The 14,538-nt window shown below is 72.6% G+C and carries 13 protein-coding genes; 5 read left to right on the top strand and 8 right to left on the bottom strand.

The genetic code is table 11. The features are described from left to right. Positions 1-16: 16 nt before the first annotated feature. The 5 genes from G3I54_RS20315 to G3I54_RS20295 form a co-directional block, all read right to left on the bottom strand. Complete coding sequence (locus G3I54_RS20315) at positions 17-1,069, bottom strand: iron-siderophore ABC transporter substrate-binding protein (protein ID WP_164616291.1); 1,053 nt, start codon at positions 1,067-1,069, stop codon at positions 17-19. Positions 1,070-1,278: 209 nt separating this feature from the next. Next, positions 1,279-2,121 carry an ABC transporter ATP-binding protein gene (locus G3I54_RS20310; RefSeq protein WP_164616290.1) on the bottom strand — a complete coding sequence of 281 codons (843 nt, stop codon included), beginning with the start codon at positions 2,119-2,121 and terminating at the stop codon, positions 1,279-1,281. A 38-nt stretch (positions 2,122-2,159) separates the two neighbouring features. After that, complete coding sequence (locus G3I54_RS20305) at positions 2,160-3,221, bottom strand: iron ABC transporter permease (protein WP_164616289.1); 1,062 nt, start codon at positions 3,219-3,221, stop codon at positions 2,160-2,162. Between the two features lie 38 nt (positions 3,222-3,259). Beyond that, on the bottom strand, positions 3,260-4,318 hold the full coding sequence (locus tag G3I54_RS20300) for an iron ABC transporter permease (protein WP_164616288.1): 1,059 nt from the start codon (positions 4,316-4,318) through the stop codon (positions 3,260-3,262). Between the two features lie 120 nt (positions 4,319-4,438). Further along, positions 4,439-5,785 carry a lysine N(6)-hydroxylase/L-ornithine N(5)-oxygenase family protein gene (locus G3I54_RS20295; protein WP_164616287.1) on the bottom strand — a complete coding sequence of 449 codons (1,347 nt, stop codon included), beginning with the start codon at positions 5,783-5,785 and terminating at the stop codon, positions 4,439-4,441. A gap of 326 nt (positions 5,786-6,111) precedes the next feature. On the opposite strand from G3I54_RS20295, the gene G3I54_RS20290 reads away from it, so the two are divergent. Beyond that, positions 6,112-7,209: an NAD-dependent epimerase/dehydratase family protein gene (locus G3I54_RS20290; RefSeq protein ID WP_164616286.1), complete on the top strand. Its 1,098-nt coding sequence runs from the start codon at positions 6,112-6,114 to the stop codon at positions 7,207-7,209. Here G3I54_RS20290 and G3I54_RS20285 read toward each other — a convergent pair. Continuing rightward, on the bottom strand, positions 7,190-8,296 hold the full coding sequence (locus G3I54_RS20285; protein ID WP_164616285.1) for a HAMP domain-containing sensor histidine kinase: 1,107 nt from the start codon (positions 8,294-8,296) through the stop codon (positions 7,190-7,192). The genes G3I54_RS20290 and G3I54_RS20285 overlap by 20 nt on opposite strands. Beyond that, positions 8,293-9,102: a response regulator transcription factor gene (locus tag G3I54_RS20280; protein ID WP_164616284.1), complete on the bottom strand. Its 810-nt coding sequence runs from the start codon at positions 9,100-9,102 to the stop codon at positions 8,293-8,295. Before G3I54_RS20280 ends, G3I54_RS20285 begins: the two co-directional genes overlap by 4 nt. 124 nt (positions 9,103-9,226) lie before the next feature. On the opposite strand from G3I54_RS20280, the gene G3I54_RS20275 reads away from it, so the two are divergent. The 3 genes from G3I54_RS20275 to G3I54_RS20265 are packed head-to-tail and all read left to right on the top strand — an operon-like array spanning position 9,227 to position 11,555. Then, the gene (locus G3I54_RS20275) at positions 9,227-9,988 is read left to right on the top strand and encodes a glycosyltransferase family 2 protein (protein WP_164616283.1); all 762 of its coding nucleotides are present in this window, start codon (positions 9,227-9,229) and stop codon (positions 9,986-9,988) included. Further along, entirely contained in the window at positions 9,985-10,662 is a 678-nt protein-coding gene (locus G3I54_RS20270) for a DUF2064 domain-containing protein (protein ID WP_164616282.1), read from the top strand. The genes G3I54_RS20275 and G3I54_RS20270 overlap by 4 nt, the downstream gene beginning before the upstream one ends. Beyond that, positions 10,659-11,555 carry a class I SAM-dependent methyltransferase gene (locus G3I54_RS20265; protein WP_164616281.1) on the top strand — a complete coding sequence of 299 codons (897 nt, stop codon included), beginning with the start codon at positions 10,659-10,661 and terminating at the stop codon, positions 11,553-11,555. The genes G3I54_RS20270 and G3I54_RS20265 overlap by 4 nt, the downstream gene beginning before the upstream one ends. A 406-nt stretch (positions 11,556-11,961) precedes the next feature. Here G3I54_RS20265 and G3I54_RS20260 read toward each other — a convergent pair whose 3' ends face one another. After that, entirely contained in the window at positions 11,962-13,242 is a 1,281-nt protein-coding gene (locus G3I54_RS20260; protein ID WP_164616280.1) for a molybdopterin-dependent oxidoreductase, read from the bottom strand. Positions 13,243-13,429: 187 nt separating this feature from the next. Between G3I54_RS20260 and G3I54_RS20255 the strand changes: the two genes are divergently transcribed. Next, the coding region (locus G3I54_RS20255) for a hypothetical protein (protein WP_164616279.1) at positions 13,430-14,538 on the top strand (1,109 nt) is incomplete at its 3' end.

The following is a 14,538-nucleotide window of genomic DNA, read 5'->3' as shown; positions in this document are numbered from 1 at the left end:
TGGCGGGTCGTCATCTCTACTTGACCGACTCGACGAGCTCGTCGATCGCGTACGGGAGGGAGAGCAGGGTGCCCTGGGACATCGCGGCGCCGACCGCCGGGCCCTCGCTGTCCAGCAGGTAGGAGACCTTGCCGTTCTTGACGGCGGGCAGGTTGTTGAAGAGCTCGAACTTCTTGAGCGCGTCCGTGTCGGCCTTGTCGTTGATGACGAAGATGCGGTCGACGTCGATCAGGTCGATGCGCTCGGGCGAGAGCTCGGCGGAGAAGCCGCCGTCCGCGACCTTGTCGATCTCGGTCTGGTAGGTGAATCCGGTGCCCGTGATGAGCCGGCCTCGTACGTCGGTGGAGGTGAACGCCGAGATGGAGTCCTTGTACCAGGACAGTGCGACGGCCTTCTGCCCGCCGAATTCGGGGTGGGCCTTCTTGGCGGCGTCCAGCTTGGTCTGGATGCCCTTGACCAGTTCGGCGCCTTCCTTCTCTTTGCCGAGCGCCTTGGCGATGTGCACCGCGTTGTCCTGCCACGGCGCGCTGAAGAGTTCCTTCTCGCCCTTGGTGCGGCCGACGGTCGGGGCGATCTTGGACAGCTTCTCGTAGGCCGCCTTGTCGACCTCGGAGTAGACCGCGATGATCAGGTCCGGGCGCAGTGAGGCGATCTTCTCGAAGTTGGGGCCGGCGTCGCCGTTCTTCATGACGACGTCGGGGCGGGTGTCGCCCCACTTGTCCTTCACCCAGGGCCACTGCGTGTTGATGTCGGGCGTCTGGCCGGCCGGGTTCGGGTACTGGTCGACCATGCCGACCGGCTTGATGCCGAACGCCAGGACCGCCTGGTCGTCGGTGTAGCCGACGGTGACGACCCGCTTGGGGGCCTTGGCGACCTCGGTGGATCCGAACGCGTGCTCCACGGTGACCGGGAACGCGCCCTCGGCCGCGGCAGGCGTGTCGTCGTTCTTCTTGTCGTCCGCCGAGTCGCTGCCGCATCCCGCGAGGAGACCGACGCCGAGGGTGGCGGCGGACAGTGCCGCGGCCAGCCGCTGCCACGGCTTCACAAGCGTCGTTCTATGGAGAGACATCCGGAATCCCTTGCTTTCGCGCTGTCCACTGCGCCCCGGTATGAGGGCAGCCAGACTGTACCCCGAGCAAGTGAGGTCAGCCTAGCCTAACCAGCGAACTTTCCACTGGTCAGGATGAGTTGAGCGGCATCACATTGCCGAGAGCCGTCGCTTTCACTTGACGTACCGTCAACAACGGTGCTGCGGTACGGCGTCGGTGAGCGCGGGCGCTACGGTTCGAGCCGGACGTGCGCCCTGCCGATCGGCACGATGAGCGGCCGGTCGCCCACCGGGTCCTCGATCACCTTGGCCTGCAGCCCGAACGCCTCGTACAGCAGCTCGGCGGTGATCACGTCCCGGGGGTGCCCCTGCGCCAGGATGGCCCCGGCCCGCATGACGACGAGGTTGTCGCTGTAGCGCGTGGCCAGATTGAGGTCGTGCAGCACCATCACGACGGTGCAGCCCGACTCGTGCAGATCGTCGACGAGGTCGAGTACGTCGATGGCGTGCGCCAGGTCGAGATAGGTGGTCGGCTCGTCCAGCAGCAGCAGATCGGTGCCCTGAGCGAGGGTCATCGATATCCAGACACGCTGACGCTGTCCGCCGGACAGCGAGTCGACGGGCCGCTCGGCCAGGTCCGCAACCCCGGTCATGGCCAGCGCGCGCCGCACCACGTCGGCGTCGTCCGACGACCACTGCCGCAGCCAGCTCTGGTGCGGGTGGCGTCCTCGGGCGACCAGGTCGGCGACCGTCAGTCCTTCCGGGGCGACCGGCGCCTGCGGCAGCAGCCCGAGCTTCTTCGCCACGTCCCTGGTCCGGAGCCGGCCGATGTCCTCGCCGTCCAGCACGACGGTGCCGCCGGCCGGTTTGAGGAGTCGGGTCAGGGTGCGCAACAGGGTGGACTTGCCACAGCCGTTGGGGCCGATGATCGTGGTGACCACGCCGGGCGGGATCGACACGTCGAGCTCGTCGATGACCGGCCGGCCGCCGTACCCGACGGTGATGCCCCTGGCTGCCAGCCGTACGGCGTCCTTGACTCCCGCATCGGCCTTGGCGGTGAACTGAGCGGCCACAAGCCCCCCTTACTGAGGTTCGCCTTACTTCTTACCATCTACCGGAGGTTCGCCCGTACCAACAGGTAGACGAGGAACGGGCCGCCGATCACGGCGGTGACCACGCCGACCGGCAGACCGATCGGCAGCGCCGCGCGGGCGATGAGGTCCGAGCCGATCAGCAGCAGCGCGCCCACCAGCCCGGAGGCGATGACCGGCGGCGTCGGCCACCTCGCCAGCCGCATCGCCACCTGGGGCGCGACCAGGGCGACGAACGGGACCGGCCCCGCCGCGCTCACCCCCACGGCGGCCAGCAGGACGGCGCAGAGCAGCAGGACCGCCCGCACCCGGCCGAACCGTACGCCGAGTCCGGCGGCGATGTCGTCGCCGAGGTGCATCGGCTTGAACTGGAAGGCCACGGCGGCCACGACGGCCAGCAGGACGAGGGTGCACCAGAACGCCACCCGGACCTCGTCCCAGGACCGGTTGTCCAGCGAGCCGACCAGCCATACCTGGGCGCGCGCCACGTCCCGGATGTCGGCCGAGACCAGCAGCCAGGTCGTGATCGCCTGCATCATGGCGGTCACCGAGATGCCGATGAGGATGAGCCGGAAGCCGTCGACGCCACGCCGCCAGGCCAGGAAGTACACCAGCAGCCCGGTGCCGAGGCCGCCCGCGAGGGCCGCCGCCGACAGCCCGATCGAGCCGGTGATCGCCGCGGCGGCGCCGCCCGTCGCCGTCACCAGGAACACCGCGACGGCGCTGGCTCCGCCGGTGATCCCGAGGATGTCCGGGCTGGCGAGCGGGTTGCGTGCCACGGACTGGGTGATGGCCCCGGACATGCCCAGGGCGACGCCCACGATGAGACCGGCCAGCGCCCGGGGCATCCGGAGGTCCATGACGACGAACTCGTCGACCTGTTCGCCCTGGCCGAAGATGGTGGCGATGACCCGGGAGAGGCCGATGGGGAAGTCCCCGACGCTGATGGAGAGGCAGAAGACCAGGAAGGCCGCCGCCGCGAGCACCAGCGTGACCAGGACGAGCAGGGGCCGCCAGACGAACGACACGCGGCCGAGCCGTACGCCCGGCGCCATCGTCGCTTTCACTTCGGTCCCGCTCATGGACTCCTGGATCTCCCTCATGCGCTCGTGAACCTGCCTCATGCCTGCTTGAACTTCCCTCGCCACACCAGGACCGCGAAGAAGGGCGCTCCGAGCAGGGCGACCACGACCCCCGATTCCAGCTCGCCCGGCCGCACGACCAGCCGGCCCGCGATGTCGCAGACCAGCAGGACGCAGGAGCCGAGCACACCCGCGTACGGCACCAGCCAGCGGTAGTCGGGGCCGGTCAGATAGCGGGCCACGTGGGCCACCATGAGCCCGAGGAAGGCGATCGGGCCGCAGGCCGCCGTGGCGGCGCCGGCCAGCAGGGTGACGGCGACGATGCCGATGGTCCGGCTCGCCGCGATGTTCACGCCCAGACCGCGCGCCACGTCGTCGCCCAGGTTGAGCAGGTTCAGGGCGGGCAGCGTGATCAGGGCCAGGACCAGTCCGGCGGCGATGAACCCCGTCACCGGCCAGATGACGTCGAAGCCGACGCCGGCCACGGAGCCCGCGTTCCAGAACCGCAGCGCGTTCAGCGACTTCTGGTCGGTCAGCGCCACCGCCGTGGTCATCGCCGCGAGGAACACCGTGACGCCCTGCCCGGCCAGGGCCAGGGTCAGCGGGTTGCCCGCGCCCCTGCCGATGCTCGCCAGGCCGAAGACGACGACGCCGGCGGCGCCCGCGCCCACGAAGGCGAACCAGACGTACTGGAAGGGGTTGGTGAACCCGAACACGGCGATGACCGACACCACGGCGAAGGAGGCTCCGGCGTTCACCCCCAGCAGCCCCGTGTCGGCTATGGGGTTGCGCGTGTACCCCTGGATCAGCGCGCCGCCGACCCCCAGGGCCAGGCCCGCCACGATCGCGAGGACCGTCCGGGGCACGCGCACGGTCTGCACGATGAGGCGGATCTCGGTGAGCTTCTGGTCCGGGCCGGGGTCCGCGAACAGCCCGTGCCAGACCTCGCCGGGGCTGAGCGCACGCGCCCCGACGGCCAACGACACCGCCGCCGCGACCACCAGCGTCACGGCGAGAACACCCAGCCCCGCCACCCGCCGTCCGCGGGTGTCCGTCGTCCCCCCGGGCGCGGGGCGCTCCACTGCAGTCGTGAACATGTCGAGGAACGATATCCCTTTGATCAGAACGGTCGCGCCCGGCCCGTCCGGCAGGTCACCGGGCGGGCCGAGCACGGAACTCACGGCGGGTCGGCGGGACTCGGCGTCCCGGGCGACCCGCTAGCCGCCGGCGCCCTCGGCGACCGGCCGGGACTCGTCGGAGGTGGACTTGACCCGGCGGTCGAGCAGCGAGTCCAGGATCTCGCCGACCCGTATCGCGGTGTTGGAGAGCAGCGACGTGGTGATGCCGTGGGTGTGTTCCGTACCGCCCTGGAGGTAGATGCCGCAGCGCAGACCGGGATCGGTCGAGATCCGGTAGTCGCGCTCCACCCGGACCCGGCCCGCGTCGTCGCGCAGGCAGCGCTCGCCGACCTCGCCGAGGAGCCGGAGCGGATCGGCGGGGCTGTAGCCGGTGGCGAACACCACGACGTCGGCGTCCAGTTCCGCATCCTCGTCGGTCACCAGTGATTTGACGGTGGCGCGGACGCCCTCGGGACCCTCCTTCACTCCGGTGACCCGGGACACGTTGAGGAAGCGCAGCCGTTCGGTGCCGAGGACCTTCTCCCGGTACATCTGCCGGTAGAGGTCGTCGATCAGGTCGATGTCCACCACGGAGTAGTTGGTGTTGCCGTGGTAGGCCATCAGACGGCTCTTGACCTCCTCGGGGGCGGCGAAGTAGTCGTCGACCGCTTCGGGGTCGAAGATCCGGTTGGCGAAGCTGCTGTCGTCGGCGGGGCTGTAGCCGTAGCGGGAGAAGACCGCGCAGACCTCGGCGTCGGGGAATCTCCGGTGCAGATAGGCGACGTTCTCGGCGGCGCTCTGGCCGGCGCCGACGACGACGAACCGCGAGGGCGAGGTGCCTTCCAGGCCGTCGACCTTCCGCAGCAGGTCGGAGTTGTGCCAGACGCGGTCACCGCGCTCCACGCCCTCGGGCATGAGGGGGCGCAGGCCGGTGCCGATGACGAGGTTGCGGGCCCGGTGGACCGCGAGGCCTTCTCCGGACCGGACGGTCACGTCCAGGTACTCCACGGTGCCGTCGTGGACGTACGGCGTGACGGCGACGACTTCGTGGCCGTAGGAGACCAGGTCGTCGACCTTGGCCGCGGCCCATTCGAAGTAGTCGTGGAACTCCACCCGCAGCGGGAAGAGGTTCTTGTGGTTGATGAAATCGATCAGCCGGCCCTTGCTCTGCAGGTAGCAGAGGAAGCTGAATTCGCTGGCCGGGTTCCGGAGCGTCACCAGGTCCTTGAGGAAGGACACCTGCATGGTGGCGTCGTCGATGAGCATGCCGCGGTGCCAGCCGAAGCTCGACTGCTGCTCGAAGAAGTGGGCGGTGACCGAATCCTGCCTGCCGACTTTGCTGTTGTGCTCGCTGAGCGCGATCGCCATGGCCACATTGGACGGGCCGAAGCCGATGCCGATGAGGTCGTGGACCAGTGGTGTGTCGCCAGGAAGAACCTGTGACATGTCACTCCCATCGTCTGGGAAAGCCGCCTGTCAGGCGTGAGGGGAAGGTGCGGAAGGCGGGCACGCCGACGGAGCCGCCCACCTGAACTTAGGTGAGCCTAAGCTCACCAACCCGCCTTGTCGATAGGGCAAATGGAATGTCCCATTATTGATAGATCGTCAACTGTGGCTGAAACTAAGTAGTGTTGTTTCCCGGTGCTGTTGCCGAGTGGTGACGCCTTCAGTGGGGTATGCCTGAGCCCGAGGTGCGCCCACGTCCTTACGGACCCGTGACGTGCGCGCGCCGCGCCCGGCCCGAGGGATCATCGGGCCCTAGCGTGGCGGTCATGCGCGTACTGGTCACCGGCGGAGCCGGGTTCATCGGGTCACATGTCGTCGCCGCCCTCGCCGCGGCCGGGCACGAGAGCGTGGTGCTGGACGCCCTGCTGCCCTCGGCCCACCCCGGCGCCACTCCCCCGGAGCTGCCGGGCGACCGGGTGGTCGTCGGGGACGTCCGGGACCGGGAGACGGTGGCGGGCGCGCTGGCCGGAGTGGACGCCGTCTGCCACCAGGCGGCCATGGTCGGCCTCGGCAAGGACTTCGCGGACGCCCCGCTGTACGTCGGCTGCAACGACCTCGGTACGGCGGTACTGCTGGCGGAGATGGCGGCGGCCGGGGTCCGGGACCTGGTGCTGGCCGGGTCGATGGTGGTCTACGGCGAAGGCCGCTACGACTGCCCGCGCCACGGCACGGTCCGCCCGGGACCGCGCGCCGAGGCCGATCTGCGGGCGGGGAACTTCGAGCCGCACTGCCCGGACTGCGGAGCGGAACTGACGCCCGGCCTGGTTTCCGAGGACGCGCCCGCGGACCCGCGCAATGTGTACGCGTCGACGAAGCTGGCCCAGGAGCACCTGGCCGCCGCGTGGGCGCGGGCGACGGGCGGCCGGGCGGTGTCCCTGCGCTACCACAACGTGTACGGGCCGGGGATGCCGCGCGACACCCCGTACGCCGGTGTCGCCTCGTTCTTCCGCTCGGCCCTGGCCCGCGGCGAGGCCCCCCGCATCTACGAGGACGGCCGCCAGCGGCGTGACTTCGTCCACGTCCACGATGTGGCGGCGGCGAACGCGGTGGCGCTGGAGGCGGTACGGGAGCGGCGGCCCGGGACCTTCGCCTCGTACAACACCGGCAGCGGCGAGCCGCACACCATCGGCGAGATGGCCACCGCGCTGGCCCGCGCGCACGGCGGGCCGGACCCGGTGGTGACCGGGGAGTACCGCCTCGGCGACGTACGCCATGTCACGGCCGACTCGCGGGCGCTGCGCGCGGAGCTGGGCTGGCGGCCCCGGGTCTCCTTCGCCGAGGGGATGGCGGACTTCGCGGCGGCCCCGTTGCGCGCCGCGGCGGGCCGCCCGGAGGAGGGCGCCGTCACGCTGTCGGGAGCGTGACCGAGAAGCAGCAGCCGCCCTGTACGTTGCGGACCTCGGCCCGTCCGGCGTGCGCCTCGACGATGCCGCGCACGATGGCGAGTCCGAGGCCCGCCCCGGCCGGCGGGGTACGGGCGTGGCTGCCGCGCCAGCCGGTGTCGAAGACCCGGGGCAGGTCCTCCTCCGGGATGCCGCCGCAGCCGTCGGTCACCGACAGCACGACGCCGCCGTCCGACCGGTGCGCCGCGACGGCCACCGTGCCGTCGGGCGGGGTGCGGCGGATGGCGTTGATCAGGAGATTGCCCAGCACCCGGCTCATCTCCTTGCCGTCGACCTCCACCGGCACCTCGTCGACCCGGTCGCCGACCAGCCGCACCCCGTGCTCACGGGCCAGCGGGTCGGCCCCGGCCAGCGCGTCGCCGACCAGGTCGTAGAGAGAGATCCGGGCCGGCGCCAGGGCGAGCGAACCGGCCTGGATCCGGGAGAGTTCGAAAAGATCGCCGACCATGGCGTTCATCCGCTCGACCTCGGTCCTCATCTGCCGCAGATAGCGTCCGGAGTCGGCGGCCATGCCGTCCTCCAGCGCCTCGGCCATCGCCCGCAGCCCGGCGAGCGGGGTGCGCAGATCGTGCGAGATCCATGCGACGAGTTCGCGCCGCGAGGCCTCCAGCGCGCGTTCCCGCTCCCGCGAGCTGTCCAGTTTGGCGCTGGTGGCGGCCAGTTCGCGGGTGAGCGCGGCCAGCTCGGCGGTCGGCTGGCCTGCGGGCGCGGCGAAGGTGCCGCCGTCGCCGAACGACCGTGTGGCAAGGGTCAGTTCACGGCTCCGGTCGGCCACCCAGCGGCCCAGCAGGACGGCGGTGGCCAGCGAGACCAGGGCGGCCATGGCGACGACGGTCGTGACGACGTAGAGGTCATGGGACGACAGGAACATCGCCCAGGCGACCGTCAGCGTCCCGGCGAGCATCGCCGTGACGGCCACCCCGGCGACGACGCTCACCGAGACCACCAGCGAGCGGTGCCGCAGGAGGCGCAGGACGCCGACGCCCAGGAGCCCGGCGGCCGCCGCTCCCAGGAAGGCGAAGAGCGCGATGAGCAGGACGTCGGTCACCGCGACCGGCCCCCGGGCGGCGGTACGGGGACGGCGGCCGGGCCCGCGTCGTCCGCCGCGCCCGGGTCCTCCGTGTCCAGGTCCAGGCGGTACCCCACGCCCCACACGGTGCGGATCAGCCGGGGGCGGGCCGGGTCCTTCTCGACCTTGCCGCGCAGCCTGCGGATATGGACGGTGACCGTCGAGAGATCGCCGAAGTCCCACCCCCAGACCTCCCGCATCAGCTCCTCCCGCCCGAACGCCTTTCCGGGGTGCCGGAGAAGGAAGGCGAGCAGGTCGAACTCCCGCAAGGTCAGCGCGAGTCCGTGTCCGTCGCGGTGGGCCCGCCGGGCCGCCGGGTCGAGGCTCAGCCCACCGCCGGACAGCGGAACCGCCCCGCCCGCCGGTGCGGCGGCCCGGGCGCGGCGCAGCACGGAGTCGACCCGCAGGACCAGCTCGCGCGGGCTGAACGGCTTGGTGACGTAGTCGTCGGCGCCGGTTTCCAGGCCGAGGACGCGGTCCTCCTCGTCGCCGCGCGCGGTGAGCATGATGACGGGGACCGGCCCGTGCTCGCGCATCCGGCGGCAGACCTCGAACCCGTCCATGGCGGGGAGCATCAGGTCCAGGACGACGAGGTCGGGCCGGCGTGCCGCGAACAGTTCGAGCGCGGCGGGCCCGTCGCCGGCCTGCTCGACGGCGTAACCGGCGCGGTGCAGATAGCCGACGACGACCTCGGCGACGGTCGGGTCGTCGTCCACGACGAGGACCCGGCCGCGCGCCACCTGGGGGACGGGTTCCTGATGCCGGGCGGGCGGGGTGTTCTCCATGGCCTTCACTCTGGCACCCCCGCCCCGGCGCGTCGGTGGCCGACCGCCCCCATCCGGCCGATGTCCATGTTTCGTAAGAACCTGATGCCCTGAATGCCGGACTTGTCTCCGTAGGGTGAGGCGGGTGACCGATTCTTCTGCCGCTCTTCCGTTCCCGCCCGCCCCGCACACCGGTCTGCCGAAGGCCGACATCGTTCTGCCCTGCCTCGACGAGGCGGCCGCACTGCCCTGGGTGCTCGATCGCATCCCCGACGGCTGGCGCGCGATCGTGGTCGACAACGGTTCGACCGACGGTTCGGCCGAACTCGCCCGCTCCCTCGGCGCGAGCGTCGTCACGGAGGAGAGGCGGGGGTTCGGCGCGGCCTGCCACGCCGGGCTGCTCGCCGCCGAGGCCGAGTTCGTCTGCTTCTGCGACTGCGACGGCTCGCTGGACCCTGCGCTGCTCGCCGGCTTCGTACGGCGGATCGCGGACGGCGAGTGCGATCTGCTGCTCGGCCGCCGTCGCCCCGAGGGCCGGGGCGCCTGGCCGCCGCACGCGCGCGCCGGGAATCTGGCGCTGGCCCGGATGCTGCGCCGCCGCACCGGCCTGCGGCTGCACGACCTCGGCCCGCTGCGGGCGGCCCGCCGCAGCGACCTGCTCGCCCTGGACCTCACCGACCGGCGCAGCGGCTACCCGCTCCAGATGGTGGTCCGGGCCTCCGACGCCGGGCTGCGGATCGCCGAGAGCGACGTCCCCTACCGGCCGCGCACCGGGAAGTCGAAGGTGACCGGCACCTGGCGCGGGACCTGGCACGCGGTGCGCGACATGCGGGGCGTCCTGCGGGAACCACCGGCGGACCGCGCGGCGGACCGGGCCGCACACGCGGGAACGGGGGCCGTCCGATGAGCACGCACGGAGACCGGGGCGGTCGGACGGACGTGTACGGGCCCACGGAGCTGCTGGTCATCGCGAAGGAACCGGTGGCCGGACGGGTCAAGACCCGGCTCTGCCCGCCCTTCTCCCCCGCCGAGGCCGCCGAGCTGGCCGCCGCCGCCATCGCCGACACCCTGGAGACCGTGCTCGCCCTCCCCGCCCGACGGCGCGTCCTGGTCCTCGACGGGCGGCCGGGCCCCTGGGTGCCTCCGGGGTTCGAGGTGGTCCCGCAGAGCGCGGGCGGTCTCGACGAGCGTCTCGCGGCGGCCTTCGGCGGGTGTACGGGGCCGGCCCTCCTGGTCGGCATGGACACCCCGCAGATCACGGCCGCGCTGCTCGCCCCCGCTCTCGCCCCGGACGCCTGGGACGGCGCCGGGGCCTGGTTCGGTCCGGCCGAGGACGGCGGCTTCTGGGCCCTGGGCCTGGCGGATCCCGATCCGGAACTGTTGCGCGGGGTGCCGATGTCCGTCCCGGAGACCGGTGCGGTGCAGCGGCGCAGGCTGGTGGAGGCGGGGCTCGTCGTACGCGATCTGCCGGTGCTGGTCGATGTGGACACCGCGGCCGACGCCCACCGGGTCGTGACGGCCGCGCCGGGCAACCGGTTCGCCGCGGCGCTCGGCCGGCTGACCGGGGCGGGGGTGCGATGAGTACGACCGTGCCCTCGTCCGAACTCGCCGCACCGGCCCCCGCCGACCGCGCCGAAGCGCCCGACCCCCACGATGAGACGGCCGCCGACACCGCGTACGCCTCCGACGCACCAGCCCGGCCGGGCACGGTCCGCACCGCCACCTGGGGCGCCGACCCGTACGCCAACGCCCTGCGCACCGGCCGGGGTCCGCTCTTCCTCCGCCGCAGCGACGGCTGGCTGCTGCCCCTGGACGTGGAACGCTGGTGCTCCGACGCGGGCTCCGCCGACCTGTCCGCGCTGCACCGGTGCGAGGGGCCGGTGCTGGACATCGGCTGCGGGCCGGGCCGGCTGGTCGCCGAGCTGGCCTCGCTCGGACACCGGGCGCTGGGCATCGACGTCAGCGAGGCGGCGGTGGCCCGCACCCGCGGGCTCGGCGGCGCGGCGCTGCTGCGCAGTGTGTTCGACCCGCTGCCCGGTGAGGGCCGTTGGGGCACCCTCCTGCTCCTCGACGGCAACATCGGCATCGGGGGCGACCCGGCCGCGCTGCTGGACCGCGCGGCCGATCTGCTCGGCGCCGGCGGACTGCTGATCGCCGAGACCGCCCCCGTCGACGTGGACGAACGGGTCCGGGTCCGGCTCGACGACGGCCGGGGCGGACCGGACGGGAGGACCGCGCCCGCGGCCGCGGGCGACGACGCGGCCGAGCCGTTCCCGTGGGCGCGGATCGGGACGCCGGCCCTGCTGCGGCACGCCCGCGCGTGCGGCTGGCGTACGGCCGATCAGTGGGGTGCGGAGGGACGGACCTTCGTCTCGTTGCGCCGGCCCGAACGGGAGCGGAGCGCCCGGACCGACAGCCAGAGCGCGGAGAGCGCGAACAGCGCGCCGGTGATCAGCAGCCAGTTGCCGAGGTAGACGTCCGGGGTGGTGCCGGCGGCGGCCTCGTACCGCCGTTCGGTCCGCCGGGCGATCAGCGGGAACCAGATCAGCAGGAGCAGCCCGGAGAGGAACGCCGGCACCCGGACGAAGTTCACCAGGGCCGTCCGGGGGCCGAGCGCGGCGCGCAGCGCCCGGTCCGCCCCGGCGTACACCGGCAGCAGCACCAGGTCGTGCAGAACGGCCGACCCGGCGAACCAGAGCAGCACCCCGACGGTGTCCCCGTCCAACAGCCGTACGCCCGCGTAGCCGGCCAGGCAGAACGTGGCGGCGAGCAGGAGCAGGTGGAGCGGGCCCTCGCCGTACAGACGGCGCGGTGAGAGGCGCGGGCGGCGGGGTGCGGTGGACGGGGACGGCGGCGGGGGCGGCACGGCTCGGGTGGACATCACAGCTCTCCGAACGTCAGGGTCTCGACCCACTTGGTGTTCAGGACTCCGGGCGCGGCGGGGACGATGATCCGGGCCGGGTAGCCGTGGTCCGGCGACAGCGGCGCGCCGTTCACCTCCAGCGCGAGCAGCGAACGGCCGTCGCGGACCTGGTTGTCGCGCAGCGCGGCCTTGCGGAAGGAGCCGCCGCGCTGGAGCGACTCGACGAACACGCCCGGCGGCCGGTCCGGGTATCCGGCGAGCGCCGCCAGGTCGGAGAGCCGCACCCCGCGCCAGAGCTGGTCCGAGGTCGACCAGCCCTCCACGCAGGCGATCGGGAGCGCCGCGCTGTGCTGTTCCATGGCCAGCAGCTCGGCCCGGGAGAAGCGGAGTTCACCGGCTGGCCCCCGTACCGTCAGCCGCCAGCGCTCACCGGTGTCGGCGGGCGTGATCCGTACGGCGGCGGCGGTCTTGTTGATCTGGAAGGCGTTCGGGCCCGGTCCCGGGTCGGTGCCGCCGCGCGGGGTGAGGAGCGCGATGCGGCGCAGCGGTCCGTCGAAGCTGCGGCCGGCCGAGGTGATCAGCAGAAGGAGCGACCCGGCCCCCACCATGGCCAGCGCGCCGCGCCGGGACAGGGTGGCGGGCAGCGGGTCGGGGGCGGCGAGGGTGTCCGGTTCGCCGCGCGGGATGCCGTTGCGCAACACCCGTACGGCCTGGGGCAGCTTGAGGACCGTATGGGTGACGAACCCGGCGAGGAAGACCCAGGCCCCGTAGAAGTGCAGGGTGTAGAAGGACCCGGGGAAGAGGTAGTCCAGCTGGATGTTGAGCAGTCCGGTGAGGAACTCGAACAGCGCCCCGCCCACGAGCAGCAGCAGCGAGATCCGCTCCAGGGCATGGCCCACGGAACGGGCGGGCGGCAGCGCGAAGAGCCGGGGGATCACCGACCAGAGTTTGGCGAGCAGGACGGGCACGAGCACGATGCCGACGGTGACGTGCAGGCCCTGGGTCAGCCGGTAGAGCCAGTGCGGGCCGGTCGGCCAGGAGAACAGGTAGAAGCCGAGCAGGCCCTTGCCCGGGGTCTTGTCGTTGACCGGGTTCAGGTCCGGGTTGTAGGCGGCGTACGAGAGCAGACCGGTGAGGAACAGCAGGGTGAGCCCGGCGAGCAGGACGACGCCGAGCACGGCGGTGAAGCGCGCCCCGCGCACGGGGCTGCGCCAGAATCCCGGGTCGGCGGGCGTGTGCGGGGCGCGGAGGGAACCGGGGAGGTCGGGGAGGGCGCGGATCCGGCGGCGTTCGGGCATGGGGCCGACGCTAGGCGGAGAACACCGTCTGCGGGCGGACGCGACTCCTGACGAAATTCTGACGTCGCGGCCGGGAGGAGCGCCCACCGGAATGCCGGTGGGCGGGAATCTGACGGTTCGGTGACGCGGCCCCGCCGTACCGCCCGATTGCCGCCGGATCGTCGCCCGGTGTGCATAGCGTGCCAGCGTGAAGACCGAGGACGTCACCCCCACGGACACCGCGGACGGCACGGGGCACGGCCCGCCCGCACCGCCGGACCGCACCGACGACCGTGCCCGGCGCGCGGGGCGGGCGGACCTGATCGCCGCCGCCGCGGGCGTGCTGCTGATCACGGCCGCGGTGGTCGTCGGCCATGCCATCCAGAACCGGGACGGCAGTCTGCGCGCCCAGTGGCCGCCCCTGCTGGCCTCCTGGGACCCGCATCTGGGTCCCGGCACGCCGGCCGCCCTGGTCATGGCGGTCCTGGTGGTCGCCTACGGCCCGCCGCTCGCCGCCCGGCTGTCCTGGCGCGGGCTGCTGGCGGCGGCCTGGGCCGGGTCCATGGCCTGGGTCTTCTCGCTGGCGCTGATCGACGGCTGGCACCGGGGCGTCGCGAAGCGGCTCACCACGAAGCACGAGTATCTGCGGGTCATCGACCGCTTCGAGGACATCCCCGCCACCCTGCGCGACTTCACGAACCACATCGTGATCGGCGAGCCCGGCAACTGGCCCGCCCATGTCGCCGGGCACCCGCCGGGCGCGACGCTGACCTTCGTGTGGCTGGACCGTATCGGTCTCGGCGGCGGCGCCTGGGCGGCGCTCTGGTGTGTCGTGGTGGGCAGTTCGGCGGTGCTGGCCGCCCTGATCACCGTGCGCGCGCTGGCCGACGAGCGTCTGGCCCGGCGTGCCGCGCCCTTCCTCGTCCTCGCCCCGGCCGCCGTCTGGGCGGGGGTGTCGGCCGACGGCTACTTCACCGCGGTCGCGGCCTGGTCGGTGGCGCTGCTCGCCCTGGCCGCCACCCGCCGGGTCCGCTTCCCGGCCGTGGCGGCGGTCGGCGGGGGTCTGCTGTTCGGGTGGACCTGCTACCTCAGTTACGGGCTGGGGCTGATGGCGGCGGTCCTGCTCGCGGTGCTGGTGCTCACCCGGACCGCCCGCCCGGTGCCGCTGTTCCTGCTCGGCGCGCTGGTGGCCCCGGTGGCCTTCACTCTCGCCGGGTTCAACTGGTGGACCGCGTACCACCTGTTGGTCGAGCGCTACTACCAGGGCGCGGGCGGTGTCCGACCGTACGGCTACTGGGTCTGGGCCAACCTGGCCTG

The sequence above is a fragment of the Streptomyces sp. SID14515 genome (assembly GCF_010548505.1).
In the GTDB taxonomy this organism is placed as follows: domain Bacteria; phylum Actinomycetota; class Actinomycetes; order Streptomycetales; family Streptomycetaceae; genus Streptomyces; species Streptomyces caviscabies.
The sequence above is the reverse complement of the archived record's forward strand: the minus strand, read 5'-3'. Positions and strand labels throughout refer to the sequence as shown.